The following is a 16,576-nucleotide window of genomic DNA, read 5'->3' as shown; positions in this document are numbered from 1 at the left end:
CCGGCAACTGGTCTGCCCCCTGAAAAGTGGTCCTCCCTGAATTAGGCTATTAGCCGTTAGAGAGGACATTGGAATGCCCCAGAAGAAGCACAAGGCGGAAGAGATCGTCGCGAAGCTGCGCCAGGTCGATGTTTTGCTTTCACAAGGCAGATCGGTTGGCGAAGCGGTTCGTTCGATCGGCGTGACGCAGTTCACGTATTACCGGTGGCGCAAGGAGTTTGGTGGCCTGAAGGGCGACCAGGTGAAACTCCTCAAGGAGCTTGAAAAAGAGAACGACCGGCTGCGCAAGGCTGTGTCGGACCTGACGCTGGAGAAGCTGATCCTGAAAGAGGCTGCCTCGGGAAACTTCTGAGCCCCTCCCGCCGTCGCCGCTGCGTCGACCATGTCATGGTGAAGTTCTCCGTCTCGGAGCGCTTTGCCTGCAAGGCTCTCGGCCAGCATCGCTCGACCCAGCGCAAGAAGCCGCAAAGCCGACCGGATGAAGAGGCCTTGACGACCGACATCATCCGTCTGGCCTCACGCTACGGCCGCTATGGCTATCGCAGGATCCACGGCGATGCTGCGGTCCGAGGGTTGGACGGTGAATGCCAAGCGTGTCGCGCGTATCTGGCGGCGGGAGGGGCTGAAGGTTCCTCAGAAACAACCGAAGAGAGGCAGCCTCTGGCTGAATGACGGATCGTGCGTCCGGCTTCGGCCCGAGTATCCAAACCATGTTTGGTCCTATGACTTCGTCGAGGGCCGGACCCACAATGGCAGGAAGTTCCGCATGCTCAACATCATCGACGAGTTCACCCGAGAATGTCTGGCGATCCGGATTGATCGCAAGCTCAACTCGACCAACGTCATCGACGTCTTGTCGGACCTGTTCATCCTACGCGGCGTGCCCGGCCACGTTCGTTCTGATAACGGGCCGGAGTTCATCGCCAAGGCAGTGCGGGAGTGGATTGCAGCTGTCGGCGCCAAGACCGCGTTCATCGAGCTCGGAAGCCCTTGGGAAAACGGCTACTGCGAGAGCTTCAACTCGAAGCTTCGCGACGAACTGCTCAACGGTGAGATCTTCTACAGCCTCGCCGAGGCCAAGGTCATCATCGAGGCATGGCGGCGCTACTACAACACCGAGCGACCACACTCATCGCTCGGATACAAACCGCCGGCGCCAGAGGCCATCGCCTGGCCTTCAAAGCCAGCCGGATCGCTTCCGCCAGCAGCGCAAGCAATGGCCGAAAAGCCGATTATGCATTAAGACTGAAACCGGACCACCTCATAGGGGCAGGCCAAACTTATTGAACGATCAAAAGACGCGCTTGATGAAATATACCAAAAGAGCAGCTCCGCATCGGAGGGAATTTTAGCAGCGCTAGAAGTATATGGATCTAGCAAGATCACTGACGAGGTAAAATTCTGCGTCGACGAAATTATGAAGGTTTGCAACACAGAGTCAGTCAGCAAATTACGCAATATCATTTTCACCAAAACGAACACAAATGCTTTTCCATCTGTATTTGCGGTGATCCTAATAGCATTTCATGAAATAATAATTGGAGAGAAGAAAAAGATTTCGGACTATGGGGGAGTGAAAGCCGCTTTAAATAACCTTTCGAGCAGGATTGAGACCGGTAGGAAAGCAACTAGTCCGGAGGAGCGCCGGAAGAATATCGACACGATTAAAGGGCTTATCGGAGGGAGTTTCGTAAAGGCCAAACTAGCGAAGCAAATTTATACTGACCATACGACCATCGATATTGAAGGAATCATTCGACGCTCAGAAATCGAGCTCGCAAATTATGAGCTCAAGCAGGGAATTCTTTCGCTCAAGGATGGCAGCGGTACTGAGGACGGTGAAACGATTGATAAGGTCATCAAAACAATATGCGCAATTGCAAACATAGGCCCCAAAAGCACGGGAAAAATCGTGATTGGCGTTACTGACAAAAAGGCAGACGCCGATAAGATTCGAAAGTTGGACGGTATTGAGCCAAAAAAGATCGGGAAGCGATACGTGGTTGGCGTCAATCGCGAAGCCAAACGCCTGAAAGTTTCGGTCGAAGTTTATTTTTCCAGATGGAAAGATCGTATCAGGAAATCTAGTTTAACCGATAAACTGCGCGATGCCGTGCTTTCCAATATGGATTTCAACTCGTTTTACGGACTGGGAATTATCGTTATAACGATCCCTTCCCAAACTGATCTTTCTTACGTCGGTGAGGAATTGTATTGGCGCGACGGTGACGCGACAGCGTTGGCAAAATCCGCCAAACAGGTAGCAAGTATCGCAAGTCGGTTTGCAAAAGGAAGCTAGCAGTTGAACGCAATTGTTTCGTCCTTGGCGTAATAGCCATTCCCTTGCACGTCGGGAAGAAGCGATGCCCGTCCTCGCTAATACTCCACCTCCGGAAACCACGTCTCCCCTCGTCCCTCCGGCGTCATGTCGAGCAGATTCCACAAGGGATCGGCCATGTCGCCCGCGCGGTGGTGCTGACCCGGCGCCGGGCGCGTGAAGGCCATCTCCGAGCCCCAGAAGTGATGGATCTTTCCGTTGCGCTTCTTGAACACGTTGAAGATGGTCTCGTCCCAGTTCTGGCCCACCGGCACCCTGTGCTGAAACCGCATGGCTTTTGACAACTTCGTGGTGTCGCCGAAATAGTCTCCGTCGTAACAGTTGCCCGCGGTCGAGAGCAGCGACATGTGCTGCCAGCCGCGCTCACGCGCGAACGCCATCAGCCGCGCGATCGGCGATTTGGCGACGACGTGAAACGCGGCGCGCTGAGTGAAATGCCGCGCGGCGCCGTCGATACCATCGAGAAGATGCGTGCAACCGGAGCATGGGGAGTCGCGCTCGGGGCCGTACATGAAGCTGTAAAGGATCATCGTGTCGTGCGGCCCGAACAGCTCCGACATCCTCACCTTCTGCGGCATGAGATTGTCGCCGATGCGCTCGAACACATAATCCCACGGCACTTTGCCACCGAGCGGCAGCGCGCGACGCCGCGCCGCAACCGCCTCGATCTGCGCGCGCAGCTTGATCTCCTCCTCCAACAACCGGTTGCGCGCGATTCGATAGCCCTCGCTCTCGTTCGGATATTGCAGATGTTCCATCGGGGCCTCGTGGGAATGCTTGGGGCGGGATCGAACGGAGAAAACGCGGGGCGTGAAGCCGGGTTCCGGGAGCGCGAACAATGCGCCGGGTTGCCGGACATGCCGGCGCAACAAAAAAGCCCCGTCATCGCTGACGAGGCTCCCTGAACGCCCGTTTCAAGACACTGTCCGTTTCAGGACATAGGTAAAACGAGGCGCGAAGAAAGCGAGTCCCGGTTCATCCGCGGGTGACGACGCTTTCCGATTCTCTGCATGATGCACGGCCATCATCACAAAGGGATGACAGCCAGCGCGACCATGATCTGTTTATGCGAGCGAGAGATTTTCCGCGCTGACCTTGCCGCGCATCTTGTCGGTCTTCAGCTCGAAGTTGACCTTCTGGCCCTCATTGAGGCCGGAGAGGCCCGCACGCTCCACCGCGCTGATATGCACGAACACGTCGTTGCCGCCATCGCTCGGCTGGATGAAGCCAAAACCCTTCTGGCCGTTAAACCACTTCACTGTACCTGTCGTCATCGGAGTCGTCCCTTATTCCAAAGCGCGCACATACGCGTTTTCCGCGCACGATTGCGCGAGCCATCCAATCTCAGCGATGTCTTTGGAAAGGAGCCTTGTCTTTTTACAGAAGACTTGCGGCGCTCTAACAAAACCAATGCCGGCAATCGAATACCCCTAGTTATGGCATTTTTCGGCTGAGAAGGCAAATCCCGGCCTTAACCCTGGCATTCCGGCAAACCATGCCTATATAAGTTCCATGACAAAGTCTCCGCCGAGTCCAGCACAACTGGCCCGTAACGAACGGATGCGTACAGCAGCCGTCGAGGGCGCCAAAGCCCGCGCCGATATTGAAGCCCGCGATGTCGCGGTCCGCAAGAACATGGAGCGCCTGCGCGCCCTGCGGCTTGCGAAGGAAGCCGAAGAGGCGACGCAGCCGAAGCCGGTGAAAGCGCCTCCCCGGGCCAAGAAGGCAGCGCCCAAACAAGCGGCCAAGCTGTCGGATTTCCTTGCTTCCCAAAGGAGCAACGGCCGGACCACTTGAATCGGTGACGTCCGACCACCGCTCACAATTGACAGAATCTAAAAAGCCCCGGATCGCTCCGGGGCTTTTTGCGTTTCGTATCGCGTAAGCCTTCAAGCGAGCATGATCTCATCCGAAAACCGGTGCCCACTTTTCGGGATCATGCTCAATACCGGTAATGATCGCTCTTGAACGGGCCCTCGACCTTGACGCCAATGTAATCGGCCTGGTCCTTGCGCAATTCGGTGAGCCTGACGCCGATCTTGTTCAGATGCAGCCGCGCCACCTTCTCATCCAGCGACTTCGGCAGCACGTAGACTTCCTTCTTGTACTTGCCGTTCTTGTTGCCTGCGAACAGTTCGATCTGCGCCAGCGTCTGATTTGTGAAGGAGGCCGACATCACGAACGACGGATGCCCCATGGCATTGCCGAGATTCACCAGACGGCCTTCCGACAACAGGATCATGCGCTTGCCGTCCGCGAAGGTGATCTCGTCCACCTGCGGCTTGATGTTGTCCCACTTCAGGTTCTTCAACGCACCAACCTGGATCTCGTTGTCGAAGTGGCCGATGTTGCAAACGATGGCGCGATCCTTCATCGCGCGCATGTGCTCGATGGTGATGATGTCCTTGTTGCCGGTGGCGGTGACGAAGATGTCGGCGCGCGGCGCGGCGTCCTCCATGGTCACAACCTCATAGCCTTCCATCGCCGCTTGCAGTGCGCAGATCGGATCGATCTCGGAGACCATGACGCGGCAGCCGGCCTGACGTAGCGAGGCGGCCGAGCCCTTGCCGACGTCGCCGAAGCCGGCAACCATGGCAACCTTGCCGCTCATCATCACATCGGTGCCCCGGCGGATGCCGTCGACCAGCGACTCGCGGCAGCCGTAGAGGTTGTCGAACTTGGACTTGGTGACGCTGTCGTTGACGTTGATCGCGGGCCACAGCAGCGTGCCGTTCTTCTGCATCTCGTAAAGGCGATGCACGCCGGTGGTGGTCTCCTCCGAGACGCCTTGGATGGATTCGGCTACCTTCCCGAACCAGCCTTTCGGCTTGTCTTTCAGCAGGCGCTTGATCAGCGCGAACAACACTTCCTCTTCCTCGGCGCCCGGCTTGTCGAGAAACGCGGTGTCGCCCTTCTCCGCGCGCACGCCGAGATGGATTAGCAGCGTCGCGTCGCCGCCGTCATCGAGGATCATGTTGGGGTAACCACCGCCGTGCCAGTCGAACAGCTTCGCGGTGTAATCCCAGTAGTCCTTCAGCGTTTCGCCCTTCACCGCGAAAACCGGAATGCCGGCGGCGGCGATCGCGGCGGCGGCATGATCCTGCGTCGAATAGATGTTGCAGGAGACCCAGCGGATGTCGGCACCGAGCGCCTTCAAGGTTTCGATCAGCACCGCGGTCTGGATCGTCATGTGCAGGGAGCCCGCGATGCGCGCGCCCTTCAAAGGCTGTTTGGGGCCGTATTCCTCGCGCGTCGCCATCAGTCCGGGCATCTCGGTCTCGGCCAGCGAGATTTCCTTGCGGCCGAAATCGGCAAGGCCAATGTCGGCGACGATGTAGTCTGTGAAACCGGCGGGCTGCTTGGCGGTGGCAGATTGGGTCATGGTGTTATGGTATTCCCTGATATCTCACGAGATTAACGAGTGAAGCGCTCTCTTCCGCAACGGAGAGGGAACCATCACACAGCGCGCTTGATCACCTCGGCGAGATCGGTCTTCTCCCAGGAGAATCCGCCCTCGTTGTCCGGCGTGCGGCCGAAATGACCGTAAGACGAGGTACGCGCATAGATCGGCCGGTTCAGGTCGAGATGCTTGCGGATACCGCGCGGCGTGAGATCCATCGCCTCGGAGACGATCCGCTCAAGCGTGTCTTCCGGAGCCTTTCCGGTGCCGTGCGTATCAATATAGATCGAGAGCGGCCGCGCCACGCCGATGGCATAGGCCAGCTGCAATGTGCAGCGGTCGGCAAGACCGGCCGCGACGATGTTCTTGGCAAGGTAGCGCGCGGCGTAGGCCGCCGAGCGGTCAACCTTGGTCGGGTCCTTGCCGGAAAATGCGCCGCCACCATGCGGTGCCGCGCCGCCGTAGGTATCGACAATGATCTTTCGGCCGGTCAGGCCGGCGTCGCCGTCGGGACCGCCGATGAAGAACTTGCCGGTGGGATTGATGTGCCAGATGGTCTTGTCGGTGATCCATCCCTTCGGCAGCGCCTCGCGCACATAGGGCTCGACACGCTCGCGGACCTGATCGGAGCTCATGTCCTCGACGAGATGCTGATGCGACACCACGATCTCGCGCACGCCGACCGGCTTGCCGTTTTCATATTGCACGGTGACCTGGCTCTTGGAGTCCGGTCCCAGCACCTTTTCCTTGCCGGAGTGGCGAGCCTCAGAAATCAGCCGCAGGATCTTGTGAGCGTAGAAAATCGGCGCCGGCATCAGGTCCGGCGTCTCGTTGCAGGCGTAGCCGAACATGATGCCCTGGTCGCCGGCGCCCTCTTCCTTGTTGGCTCCGGGCTGCAAGGCGTCGACGCCCTGCGCGATGTCCGCCGACTGCGGATGCAGCAAGATCTCGATATTGGCATTCTTCCAGTGAAAGCCATCCTGCTCGTAGCCGATGTCCTTGATCGCGGCGCGCACGACGCTCTCAATCTTGTCCTTGGTGACGGATTTCGGCCCGCGGGTTTCGCCGGCGATCACCACCTTGTTGGTGGTGGCAAGGGTCTCGCAGGCGGCGCGGATCGCCCATGGGTCGATGCCGGCTTTTGGGCCTTCGCTGAAAAAGAGATCGACGATCTCATCGGAGATCCGATCGCACACCTTGTCGGGATGTCCTTCCGAAACCGACTCGCTCGTGAATAAATAGGATCCGCGCATCAATCGACCTTTCGTCCGCCAGAGGTGGCGGTCCTTTCGTGCTGTTGTCTGAAATGTCAGTCCCGGCGACGCGAGATGACGTAGGATTCATCGTAGAACCAGAGACCGTTGTGTTTGCGCAAAACCTCTCTAGTAGCGTCGAGATAGCGGCCGCTTTGGGTCATTTCCGTCAACCGGTCATCTTCGACTTGGGCCACGTAAACCGCAGCATTCCACGCCGCGAACAAAGTCGAAGTCCCGATGGACCCGGTGACCTCATTGGGCAGCGCTTCCATATCATAGCGAAAAATCGAACGATGGTCGGCGTATGCGTTGAAATTGAGGTCGCGCCCCACCGAACCGAGCTCGTACTTCACGGCGCGCAATAGCTCATGACGGCTCACGGCGAAAGGGTTTTCTCCTGGCCAGACGGTCTGGACGATCTCCAGTCCAGGATCCTGTCCGTGAGAATGTATTCCTATCAAACGCCCTCCAGATCGCAAGCTTCGCGCCAGCGGAGCGATTATTCTTCTAGCCTTGAAATTGAGGGAAGACCGAGCCCGGTACGGCTGCGAGGCGATCACCAGATCAAAGTTAGCTTCGACCCGCCCGGCCCGTGGAATCGCGGAATCCAGCAGGAACTGGTGGTCCTCGCGATAGATGACCAGCACCACCGGACGCTCGTAAACCGGCATCCCCGTGACCGGGCTGACGCTCGCCCTCCAGTTCTCCTCCAGAAACGGCCATAGGTCGCGGATTTGAACCTCGAACTCGCCGGAGGATGCCCCCCGCAGCGGCACCTCGCGCCATACCATGCTGGCCGCAGCCTGGGACGACCGGGGCGCCAGCCAAGGCGCCTCCGCGTAATTCATGTTGGTCAGCACCATAACCGTCGCGGGATGCTCAAACAGACGGTCCGGCAACTTATCCAGCGTCAGCTTGATGTCTTCGAGGCTAAGTTCCTTGCCTGCGATGTAGAATGGCATGTGGGGAAACCGGCCATGCATCGACCGCATCACCCGCGCCAAGACTGTGCCGTCGCCGACCCCCGCATCAAAAACCCGCAGCGCCGGCGGTCGCGGATGAATGCTGCCGAACTCCAGCGCGACCCGATCGGCGATCACCCGCTTTTCGCTGCAGGTATGGACGAAAAGCAGATACTTTTGCCGGTTCTCAAAAAAGCGGAAGTTGGCGCGGGGATCGCGCCGCTCGATCGGCTCCGGCTTGCGGACCCGCACCGTCCCATCCGGGGAACCGGAGACGATATATGCCTCGATCCGGTTCAGTGTGTCGATGGTGATGCGCTTGCCCTCGCGCAGCCGGTGCACAAGCTTACCGTCATTGACGGCACGCCGGCCGAAGGTCGATTCGGCCATGCCGGCCCGGCGACAATAGCCGGAAATCTGGCTCAGCAATTCCTCGTTCGTCATTGTAGCGTGAATGGGGCCAGATTAATGGGCAGAAGGACGTAAAGCTATTTTCCTATCATCATCTGCCCACAATTGAAACCCAGAAAGCGGCCCAGGGCCTACTCCGCTTCAGCCCTTATGAAGGTCAAATGCCTCTTGACGCGTTTTCGTCATGCAAACCGGTTATCGACTTCGCTCGAAAACGCTATATGAGGCGCTGAATACCATCCCCCGACCCTCCTACGGTAGGTTAGAACGATGCGCATCGCCATGATCGGCACGGGCTATGTTGGCTTGGTGTCCGGAGCCTGCCTTGCCGATTTCGGGCATCAGGTAACCTGCGTCGACAAGGATGCAGTCAAGATCGCCGCTCTTTGCCGCGGCGAAATCCCGATCTTCGAACCCGGCCTTGAGGCGCTGGTCGCGACCAACGTCAAGGCTTCACGGCTCGATTTCACTACTGATCTCGCCGGCCCGGTGGCGGAGGCCGATGCGGTGTTCATCGCCGTCGGCACCCCCTCGCGAAGAGGCGATGGTCATGCCGACCTCAGCTACGTCTATGCCGCGACGCGCGAGATCGCGGCGGCGATCCGCGATTTCACCGTGGTGGTTACCAAATCGACCGTGCCGGTCGGCACCGGCGATGAAGTGGAACGGCTGATCTTTGAGGCCAACCCGTCGGCAGATGTGGTGGTAGCGTCCAACCCCGAATTCCTGCGCGAAGGCGCAGCGATCCGCGATTTTAAATTTCCTGATCGCATTGTGATCGGAACAACCGACGAGCGCGGGCGCAAGGTGCTCGGCGACATCTACCGGCCGCTGTCGCTCAATCAGGCGCCGTTGATGTTTACCGCGCGTCGCACCGCCGAACTGATCAAATACGCGGCCAACGCATTTCTCGCGACCAAGATCACCTTCATCAACGAAATCGCGGACCTGTCAGAAAAGGTCGGCGCCGATGTCCAGGAGGTCGCGCGCGGAATAGGTCTCGACAATCGCATCGGCACAAAGTTTCTGCACGCCGGCCCGGGCTATGGCGGTTCGTGTTTTCCCAAGGACACGCGCGCGCTGGTCAAGATCGCGGAAGACCACGACACCCAGCTTCGCATTGTGGAATCGGTTGTCACGGTCAACGATAACCGCAAGCGCGCAATGGCGCGCAAGGTAGCACAAGCGCTCGGCGACAATCTCCGGAACAAAACCATCGCGGTGCTGGGACTGGCGTTCAAGCCGGATACCGACGACATGCGCGACGCGCCGTCAATTCCGCTGATCACAGGCCTGTGCGATATGGGGGCGAAGGTCCGCGCCTTCGACCCCGCCAGCATGAAGGAGGCGCGACGCGAGCTTCCCGATATCGATTATTGCGATGACGCCTACGCCTGCGCGGAAGGCGCCGACGCGCTGGTGATCGTGACGGAATGGGTTCAGTTCCGCGCTCTCGACTTGCCGCGCCTGAAACTCATCATGAAGCAGCCGATCGTGGTCGATCTGCGCAACATTTATCGCGCTGAAGATATGCAGGATCTCGGCTTCGTCTACGAAAGCGTCGGACGGAACAATAACAATATGGTCTGAGCGGGCGTGTCCGCCTACTCCGCAGCCGGCTTCTAACCTAGTGACTATTAATGAGTCGCCTGAACATTTATCGACGTGACCTTTATGTTGGTGAACGTGTTCGCAGATTGATGATGGTGTTGATCAGCGCGAAAATCCCCAATGCCCAACCTGGAGCACACGGTGCCTGATCAGTTTCTGTCACCGCTGAGCCGCGATCAAGAAGAAGTTCATCACCGAATTCCTCAAATCGGACAATAGCGTGCGCGTCATCGAGGACGACGACGCCGCCGATGAACAGAGCGACATTCTCTCGACGTTCTCGGAAGCCGCGGGCGATCCGCGCGTGCTCACCCGTGAAAGGCTCAAGAAGCAGATCGAGCACAGTTACAGAGCCGCGAGCGCATCTATCAGCACGGCAAACAGGACGCCAGCGCACGGCCGCCCGCATGCGCAAGGATTTGCCCGACGTTAGAGCAGCGGTTCGCGGCGTTCGCGATACCGACGTGGCGAAGCAAGCGCCCCGAGCTAATGGACGCGCAGCGCGGCAACAGATTCGATCTGTGCTCGGCAAGAAGAAATTCGACACCCTTAAGAACGCAAGCGAGGCCCTTCGTAACCTCTTCCTGGGCGGCAAGTCGCCATTGGCGATGAAAAGCAGATCGGCACCGACGTGCCTCTGTATGGGAAATGGGGCCGGTTCAACTCCAAGCCTAACCTTTACGTGAAGCTCGGTGATGAGGTGATGAGCAGCGAGGGCCCGAGCCTACAAAGCCTCGAATTCGCAATTCGATCTTTGCGGGAGCAACGCGGCAAAAAACTGACGTCTAATGTCGAAGAGGCGCAGCGATCGTTGGCGCATAACGAGGCTGTGGAGCAGGAGCCGTTCCATTTCGTCGGCAAGCTCGATGACACCAAGCGCAAGCTCGATGATCTCGAAAAGGACATCGCTGCCAACCCGGTCGCGCCGCCGTACTGGCTGCGCGCCGGGGGCTCCGGCCGAGACCGCGGTGTATGCCGGCGGCGAACCCTACTACACCGTGAACGGCCATCGCTGGGGCGACGACGGCTATTTCGTCCTTGCTCAGGACGAGACGGGCAAGGCCACCGTGATCCCGTACATGGAGACCAAAGACAAGCATGGGATGCTTCTCTACGAGGAGCACAGGTTCATCGCGCCGACTGCGACCGAAGCGGCACCGAGTCGGGACACCCGAGAATTCATCCCGTCAGATCGCGAGCCAGTTGCGAAACTCACTGGCGATGAGCTGGGCATAGAGTTTAATGGCCCGAATGACATGCCGGCACTCCGGCGCGCAGCACAAAGATGGTACGATCAAAACCTTAAAGGGCAGATTGTCGAACGCCCGGATGGGACGCCCGTTAAATTCGGCAACAGCGGGCGGCGGGAAGCCACAAAAGGGAACAAGACTGACTTCATTCTTCGCGCGGTTCCCGCCATCCGCTCAATCATCGAGCGTGGTGAGGTGGTCAGCCGCGAGCCGGGCAATAAGTATGGGGTGCGCGAGAATGTTGTTGTCTCGGCCCCTGTAAATTTGGGCGGTGTAACCCGTCGGCTTGTTGTCACACTTCATGTCCAGCAGGACGGGACCTGGCACTATGATTTGGATATGACAGGGAGGACAAGAAGTCTGGCGGTCCGGGGGTCAGTGTTCCCGAAGGAACCACGGAATCGCTTCCGGTGGGTCAGCCTGCATCACAAAGCACCGCCAGCGGGATTAATCTAACATTCGAGAGATCTGAAAACAATGCCGAGCGGGGCATGTCGCCGGAGCGGGTGCGCTCTGCCCTCGATCAGACGGCGCTTGCCGGCCCGATCAAGCGCCTCATCGACGCTGGCAAATCGTCATCGAGCCGGTCGCGGATTCCGACGCCAACGCTTACGTGACCGACGCCGACGGCGTTATTCATCTCGTTGCGCCCAATTTGCGCTCTGATGGCGAAGTTACGGCCTCGTTGTTGCACGAAGCGTTCCACTCCGGCGTTCGCCCCCTGATCGGCAATAAGGCATGGTCCGATCTGATTGGACGCCTCCTCAGTCTTTACAATCAAGCCCGGCGGTCCGGAGGCGGCGCGCGCGCCGTCTACGACAAGGCGCTCGTCCGCATGGCGCACGCGCAAGAAACTTCCGGTCCGTTCTCGGACGAACTGACGCCGGAGGAATTCGGCGCGTACGTGATCTCCGAGCATGACATGATGCCGCGGGCGTTCGGGGATTGGGCCCGTGAGGCAATTGGCGCGGTAAAGGCATGACGCTCCTGATGATTGGGACGCAGTTCACCCATGACCATGGCGTCCGCTTCGCGTGATGGCCATATCGATGCAATTGCTCGTGGGACCACCCATTCCGAGAAGCCGGACCACCATGAAGTCCGTCGCCGCACCAGTGGCTGAAGCCACGCCCGCCGATCGGGCGATACCGCGCAGCGCCGAGAAGTGTCCGGTGCCGTGGAAGCGCTGGCCTAGCTAGGATCATCGTCAAAGTGCTCGCGTTATTGCCACTCAATGTGCGGCCCGATTGGTTACGTCCAGCCAGATCCGCGGCACGACAACCAAGCGGCGCATGACACGAGGCGACGCTGAGCTCGCCGGAGCTTATCCTTCGTCCTCATAGCTTTCGCGGGAAATGGTGTGAATGCGTGGCTTATGACTATTCTCCACATCATGGACGGTTACGCGCTGCTGCTGCCGAACTTCGCGTGACGCATCGTGCTCGATGGTCTTGGGCTCCGGCATTCGCGGGCGAATCGCGGTGCCCGAAAGCTGTTCGGCTAATAGGCGGATCGGATCCACTGCCGCCTCGACTACCGGTTTCTCACACCATTCCTCGGGTGCGGCATTCATGAGAGCAAAGCGGCATGCGCTGATAACAGCGGTATTCTCGCTGGCGAGCATCTTGCTTTCAAGGGCGAGGACACGTGCAGCCCGCCCCCTAGAGACAGCGTCTTTAAATTCTTTGTGCTTATCCATCCAGCAGTTGATCGTGGCACGGGAAAATCCCATCAAGCCTGCAGCGGCGGTAAGCGAAAGACCGGTTCCCATCAGCGTAACCACCTGATTGCAGGCCTCCGGTGTGTAGTCTGTTCTCGGCTCTCTTTTGGACATGTTTAGCTCTCCACCTTTCCTGATTACTCATCGGGTGGGAGGCTCTAAAAATTATCGCGCCCAAGACAGGACGTTTTTGTAGGACGATTTCATTTTAATGCGCCCCGGTTACGGTTCGTCTGTCGTTTTCAATGGGTTGGCGCGCGCGGAATAAATGGCCGATGACAATCTGGTGTTAGCGTGCCTTTGGGCCTCTTTTGGCAAATTCTCTTGCAGCGTTGCAACCAACCTTGCGAAAGGCCCGACGTCAGATTTCCGATTGCCGGCTTTGGACGCTGCGGTAGGCAAATCATTTTCTTCTGCAATGTTTGTCAGCGCTCGGATCCAATCGTCCCAACTTGCACCTTCGCGGAAAACCTTACCCTCCGGGTCATCCATTTCCTCGATCGCCGTCTGGCAGGCAACGCTTAACGACGACATTATGTCGCCGAGCGCGGGAAACAGCTGGTCATACGGTTTCATTCTGAAGTGAACCGGATGAAAATGCTCTCTGATCACAGATTGCGCAAAAGCTCCCGCATCGCCTCCCGCCCTAGAAAGTTTCTTTCGGAGATTGTTGGATTCGACTTTGATCGATTCGACCAGATCGACTGCCGGTTTCAATGCACTGGCATTTCGTTCAAAGACTTCCCACTCGAGATATTTGTTCGTTGTGTCCAGGATGCTCTGGCGAACCGCGGCCGGAAGAGCCTGGCCATACGCGATCTCAACTTTTTTCCAACCCTGATCCGTGAGTGAAAATTCCGGAGAATTGCCTACCGCTCTCGATATCGGTAGCTTGCGAGCGGGACGCCCCATGTTTGATTTCACCTCCATCCGGCGACCGCAACGCGCGATTCGGGCCCCATAAAAGGATCATCCTATCGTCGAGATGTTTTCGCTCAAGCGTTCTTACGTTGCTTGCCAGGCTAGAGGCCTTCTGCAAATCGGCATTTATCCGGTTTGCGCGCTAATAGATGCTCAATCACATCGCATCCTCCGGTCCCTTTCGCGATGATATGACTTCCCAGCTTTGTCCGGCTGCAGGCCGCGCTAGGCAGGCAGCGAAGATAAGTTTCGTTTCCCCACGTGAACGGTGGTACGAAAGTCGCCGCGCTAATCAGTATCATAATACCTGCCCTTGCGCGAAGTTTCGCCGCAAATTTTTAGAAACTAAGCCATTCAGTATCTGGAACGAACGGACGACGCCCCGCAATCTCCACACCGAGACACTAATCATTTGGTCATGACATATTCGATGCGCCGATTCTCGATGCTGCTTTGCGCCCTGTTGACCGTATGCAACCTGGGTGGATGCGCCAGTATCAATTCGCATATGGCAGCCGGGATGGGGGACGCGATTCCGCACTGGGCGGGCGGACTTCCCGCGGACGCACCACCGCGGCCGGGTACTGCGAAATATGATGAGGTGATGAAGCAGCGTGAACGCGAGCGCCTAGAACCGAAGGCGAAAGATCCCGGCGCCCAATCGACCGACAATCATGTGACGGCCCCGACCAACTAAACCTCGGCAACCGGGAGCGACTCAATCCATGAACACGACGGTCTTGCGGCCGTTTAGGATCACGCGGTCATCCAGGTGATGCCGGATCGCGCGCGCCAGCACTCGTCGCTCGATATCGCGCCCCTTGCGGACTAGCGTATCGGGCGTATCGCGATGGCTGATGCGCTCGACGTCCTGATCGATGATCGGACCCTCGTCGAGATCGCTGGTGACATAATGCGCGGTTGCGCCGATCAGCTTGACGCCGCGCTCATGGGCCTGGTGATAGGCTTTTGCGCCCTTGAACCCAGGCAGAAATGAATGATGGATATTGATGCATCGACCGGAGAGCTTGGCGCTCATGTCGTTCGACAGAATTTGCATGTAGCGCGCTAGCACCACCAGGTCGGTGCCGGTTTCCGCCACCAGCTTCAGGACCTCGGCTTCTTGCGACGCCTTGTTTGTCACCGGAAAATAGTGAAACGGTATTTCGCCGAAATCGAGGTGCGCATAGGTCTCGCGTCGATGATTGGAAACGATAGCGGTCGGAATCATCTTCAGTTCGCCAGTGCGCCAGCGATAGAGAATATCGACCAGACAATGATCGGACTTCGACACCAGCAGCATAACCTTGCGGAGTTCGGCGCGATCGCGCAACTGCCAGGTCATGTGGAAGCGCTCGGCGATCGCATCGAACCCGGTTTGGAGCGCCGGGAGCCGCACAGCGAGATCGGCGGCATTGAACACCACTCGCATGAAGAAGCGGCCGGTCTCGGCATCGTCGAACTGCTGGGCATCGATGATGTTCTGGCCGTTGTGAGCCAGGAACGTGGACACTGCGGATACGATCCCGGGCCGGTCGGGGCAGGAGAGCGTTAACACGAATTGATGGTGGGGCATGGGACCGGACGATAGTGATAAAACTCGAACAGGCCCCCTGCTCTATCACCCACATTGGCCTTGCGCCACTCATCCTGCCAGAGAGACAATCAATACGGTAAAGCGATCAACACCTGACCTCCTGGGTGACCATGACTGACAGGCTATCCGGTTTCCGTATCTTGATCCTCGAAGCGCGCGAGGAAGCGCAATTTGCCCGCTTACTGGCGGAGCAAGGTGCCGAAGTGTTGCAATGCCCGATGTTCACCATTCGCGACGCGCCAGACCCCTCGCAGGTCGAGGACTGGATCAGACGCTGCATCCGGACCCCGCATGACGATCTGGTGCTGACGACCGGCGAAGGGTTGAGGCGCCTTGTCAAAGCTGCGCGGCAGATCGGCCTCGATCAGGAGTTTGTCACGGCCGTTGGTAAGGCCCGCACGTTTGCGCGCGGCCCGAAGCCGGGCAAGGCGTTGCGCGAAATCGGACTGGAGGCGACGATCACCACCGACAAGCCGACCTCCGAAGGCATCGCCGAAACGCTGGCGCGGTTCGACCTCGACGGCCATCGCGTCGGCCTGCAGCTTTATCCAGATCGCGACCACAGCGCACTGCTTGGAAAAATCAAAGCGCAGAATGCAAGTATCGATCCAGTGGTACCATACATCTATGATGCAAGCGCGGCTGAGGCCAACATCCTCGGAGCAATCGAAGAAATGGCCGACGGCCGGGTTGATGCCGTTGCACTGACGAGCTCCGGACAGGTTCGGCGGCTGGTGGAGGTCGCGCGAGTCCATGGGTGCGAGGACCGCTTGCGCGCCGGGCTCTACCGCACCAAGATCGCGTCGGTCGGGCCCGTGGTCTCGGGGGAACTGAAAGCCTATGGCCTGCGCACCGATATCACGCCCGCAAACGATGCGTTCTTCATGAAGCCGCTGATCTCGGCGATGGCGGTAAGCCTGAACGCGTTGAGAGGCAGATAGTCCAACGATTGCTCCTTCTTGTTTCTGTTAATATATTGATTTATTTAGTATAATTGGCTTCGTTTTGGCAATTTTCAAAAACTCGTTGCGCTCGCTCCCGCCTTGTGAACGCATATCTTTCGTAGCGATCTAATGCTCCCAGCCGTCGGATGGCTTTCGCCTGATCACC

At 58.3% G+C, this 16,576-nt stretch carries 16 protein-coding genes and 1 pseudogene; 8 read left to right on the top strand and 9 right to left on the bottom strand.

Going from position 1 to position 16,576, the window contains the following annotated elements:
- The first annotated feature begins 73 nt into the window (after window positions 1–73).
- A pseudogene (locus tag ACZ5IL_RS07810) lies at window positions 74–1,243 on the top strand (IS3 family transposase).
- Between the two features lie 174 nt (window positions 1,244–1,417).
- The gene (locus ACZ5IL_RS07805) at window positions 1,418–2,299 is read left to right on the top strand and encodes an RNA-binding domain-containing protein (protein ID WP_464596147.1); all 882 of its coding nucleotides are present in this window, start codon (window positions 1,418–1,420) and stop codon (window positions 2,297–2,299) included.
- Window positions 2,300–2,376: 77 nt separating this feature from the next.
- Here ACZ5IL_RS07805 and ACZ5IL_RS07800 read toward each other — a convergent pair whose 3' ends face one another.
- Window positions 2,377–3,096 carry a DUF899 family protein gene (locus ACZ5IL_RS07800; protein ID WP_464596145.1) on the bottom strand — a complete coding sequence of 240 codons (720 nt, stop codon included), beginning with the start codon at window positions 3,094–3,096 and terminating at the stop codon, window positions 2,377–2,379.
- Between the two features lie 306 nt (window positions 3,097–3,402).
- The gene (locus tag ACZ5IL_RS07795) at window positions 3,403–3,612 is read right to left on the bottom strand and encodes a cold-shock protein (protein ID WP_079447398.1); all 210 of its coding nucleotides are present in this window, start codon (window positions 3,610–3,612) and stop codon (window positions 3,403–3,405) included.
- Window positions 3,613–3,850: 238 nt separating this feature from the next.
- Here ACZ5IL_RS07795 and ACZ5IL_RS07790 point away from each other — a divergent pair, with 238 nt between their 5' ends.
- Window positions 3,851–4,135, top strand: coding sequence for a hypothetical protein (locus ACZ5IL_RS07790; protein WP_425905803.1), 285 nt, complete (start codon window positions 3,851–3,853; stop codon window positions 4,133–4,135).
- Window positions 4,136–4,280: 145 nt separating this feature from the next.
- Here the strand turns inward: ACZ5IL_RS07790 and ahcY are convergent, their stop codons facing one another.
- The 3 genes from ahcY to ACZ5IL_RS07775 all read right to left on the bottom strand — a co-directional run bounded on the left by ahcY (window position 4,281) and on the right by ACZ5IL_RS07775 (window position 8,400).
- Complete coding sequence (gene ahcY, locus ACZ5IL_RS07785; RefSeq protein ID WP_464596142.1) at window positions 4,281–5,720, bottom strand: adenosylhomocysteinase; 1,440 nt, start codon at window positions 5,718–5,720, stop codon at window positions 4,281–4,283.
- Between the two features lie 74 nt (window positions 5,721–5,794).
- On the bottom strand, window positions 5,795–6,991 hold the full coding sequence (gene metK / locus ACZ5IL_RS07780) for a methionine adenosyltransferase (protein ID WP_425905805.1): 1,197 nt from the start codon (window positions 6,989–6,991) through the stop codon (window positions 5,795–5,797).
- 56 nt (window positions 6,992–7,047) lie between these two features.
- Window positions 7,048–8,400 carry a hypothetical protein gene (locus ACZ5IL_RS07775; RefSeq protein ID WP_309774483.1) on the bottom strand — a complete coding sequence of 451 codons (1,353 nt, stop codon included), beginning with the start codon at window positions 8,398–8,400 and terminating at the stop codon, window positions 7,048–7,050.
- Between the two features lie 237 nt (window positions 8,401–8,637).
- Between ACZ5IL_RS07775 and ACZ5IL_RS07770 the strand changes: the two genes are divergently transcribed.
- Entirely contained in the window at window positions 8,638–9,957 is a 1,320-nt protein-coding gene (locus tag ACZ5IL_RS07770; RefSeq protein ID WP_464596140.1) for a UDP-glucose dehydrogenase family protein, read from the top strand.
- 82 nt (window positions 9,958–10,039) lie between these two features.
- Here ACZ5IL_RS07770 and ACZ5IL_RS07765 read toward each other — a convergent pair whose 3' ends face one another.
- Window positions 10,040–10,321 carry a hypothetical protein gene (locus tag ACZ5IL_RS07765; protein WP_464596139.1) on the bottom strand — a complete coding sequence of 94 codons (282 nt, stop codon included), beginning with the start codon at window positions 10,319–10,321 and terminating at the stop codon, window positions 10,040–10,042.
- A gap of 523 nt (window positions 10,322–10,844) precedes the next feature.
- On the opposite strand from ACZ5IL_RS07765, the gene ACZ5IL_RS07760 reads away from it, so the two are divergent.
- Window positions 10,845–11,684 carry an LPD3 domain-containing protein gene (locus ACZ5IL_RS07760; RefSeq protein WP_464596137.1) on the top strand — a complete coding sequence of 280 codons (840 nt, stop codon included), beginning with the start codon at window positions 10,845–10,847 and terminating at the stop codon, window positions 11,682–11,684.
- Between the two features lie 157 nt (window positions 11,685–11,841).
- Window positions 11,842–12,210 (top strand): hypothetical protein, encoded by a 369-nt coding sequence (locus ACZ5IL_RS07755; RefSeq protein WP_464596136.1) that lies wholly within the window; start codon window positions 11,842–11,844, stop codon window positions 12,208–12,210.
- A gap of 342 nt (window positions 12,211–12,552) precedes the next feature.
- Here the strand turns inward: ACZ5IL_RS07755 and ACZ5IL_RS07750 are convergent, their stop codons facing one another.
- Both ACZ5IL_RS07750 and ACZ5IL_RS07745 read right to left on the bottom strand, forming a co-directional pair.
- Window positions 12,553–13,062 carry a hypothetical protein gene (locus tag ACZ5IL_RS07750; RefSeq protein WP_464596134.1) on the bottom strand — a complete coding sequence of 170 codons (510 nt, stop codon included), beginning with the start codon at window positions 13,060–13,062 and terminating at the stop codon, window positions 12,553–12,555.
- A gap of 108 nt (window positions 13,063–13,170) precedes the next feature.
- Window positions 13,171–13,860, bottom strand: a complete 690-nt coding sequence (locus tag ACZ5IL_RS07745) for a hypothetical protein (protein WP_464596133.1) — start codon at window positions 13,858–13,860, stop codon at window positions 13,171–13,173.
- A gap of 529 nt (window positions 13,861–14,389) precedes the next feature.
- On the opposite strand from ACZ5IL_RS07745, the gene ACZ5IL_RS07740 reads away from it, so the two are divergent.
- Window positions 14,390–14,566, top strand: coding sequence for a hypothetical protein (locus ACZ5IL_RS07740; RefSeq protein ID WP_464596132.1), 177 nt, complete (start codon window positions 14,390–14,392; stop codon window positions 14,564–14,566).
- Window positions 14,567–14,587: 21 nt separating this feature from the next.
- Here ACZ5IL_RS07740 and purU read toward each other — a convergent pair whose 3' ends face one another.
- Window positions 14,588–15,445 carry a formyltetrahydrofolate deformylase gene (gene purU / locus ACZ5IL_RS07735; protein ID WP_425909759.1) on the bottom strand — a complete coding sequence of 286 codons (858 nt, stop codon included), beginning with the start codon at window positions 15,443–15,445 and terminating at the stop codon, window positions 14,588–14,590.
- A gap of 131 nt (window positions 15,446–15,576) precedes the next feature.
- Between purU and ACZ5IL_RS07730 the strand changes: the two genes are divergently transcribed.
- Complete coding sequence (locus tag ACZ5IL_RS07730; protein WP_464596864.1) at window positions 15,577–16,407, top strand: uroporphyrinogen-III synthase; 831 nt, start codon at window positions 15,577–15,579, stop codon at window positions 16,405–16,407.
- Window positions 16,408–16,576 lie beyond the last annotated feature (169 nt).

This window comes from Nitrobacter sp. CN101 (assembly GCF_055390255.1).
The sequence above is the reverse complement of the archived record's forward strand: the minus strand, read 5'-3'. Positions and strand labels throughout refer to the sequence as shown.

Excerpts from the sequence above, each read along its gene's own strand:
- ACZ5IL_RS07770 (WP_464596140.1), top strand. The coding sequence starts at position 8,638 with ATGCGCATCGCCATGATCGGCACGGGCTATGTTGGCTTGGTGTCCGGA.
- ahcY (WP_464596142.1), bottom strand. The coding sequence starts at position 5,720 with ATGACCCAATCTGCCACCGCCAAGCAGCCCGCCGGTTTCACAGACTAC.
- ACZ5IL_RS07800 (WP_464596145.1), bottom strand. The coding sequence starts at position 3,096 with ATGGAACATCTGCAATATCCGAACGAGAGCGAGGGCTATCGAATCGCG.
- ACZ5IL_RS07775 (WP_309774483.1), bottom strand. The coding sequence starts at position 8,400 with ATGACGAACGAGGAATTGCTGAGCCAGATTTCCGGCTATTGTCGCCGG.
- ACZ5IL_RS07790 (WP_425905803.1), top strand. The coding sequence starts at position 3,851 with ATGACAAAGTCTCCGCCGAGTCCAGCACAACTGGCCCGTAACGAACGG.
- ACZ5IL_RS07805 (WP_464596147.1), top strand. The coding sequence starts at position 1,418 with ATGAAGGTTTGCAACACAGAGTCAGTCAGCAAATTACGCAATATCATT.
- ACZ5IL_RS07740 (WP_464596132.1), top strand. The coding sequence starts at position 14,390 with ATGGGGGACGCGATTCCGCACTGGGCGGGCGGACTTCCCGCGGACGCA.
- metK (WP_425905805.1), bottom strand. The coding sequence starts at position 6,991 with ATGCGCGGATCCTATTTATTCACGAGCGAGTCGGTTTCGGAAGGACAT.
- ACZ5IL_RS07795 (WP_079447398.1), bottom strand. The coding sequence starts at position 3,612 with ATGACGACAGGTACAGTGAAGTGGTTTAACGGCCAGAAGGGTTTTGGC.
- ACZ5IL_RS07750 (WP_464596134.1), bottom strand. The coding sequence starts at position 13,062 with ATGTCCAAAAGAGAGCCGAGAACAGACTACACACCGGAGGCCTGCAAT.
- ACZ5IL_RS07745 (WP_464596133.1), bottom strand. The coding sequence starts at position 13,860 with ATGGGGCGTCCCGCTCGCAAGCTACCGATATCGAGAGCGGTAGGCAAT.
- ACZ5IL_RS07730 (WP_464596864.1), top strand. The coding sequence starts at position 15,577 with ATGACTGACAGGCTATCCGGTTTCCGTATCTTGATCCTCGAAGCGCGC.
- ACZ5IL_RS07760 (WP_464596137.1), top strand. The coding sequence starts at position 10,845 with ATGACACCAAGCGCAAGCTCGATGATCTCGAAAAGGACATCGCTGCCA.
- purU (WP_425909759.1), bottom strand. The coding sequence starts at position 15,445 with ATGCCCCACCATCAATTCGTGTTAACGCTCTCCTGCCCCGACCGGCCC.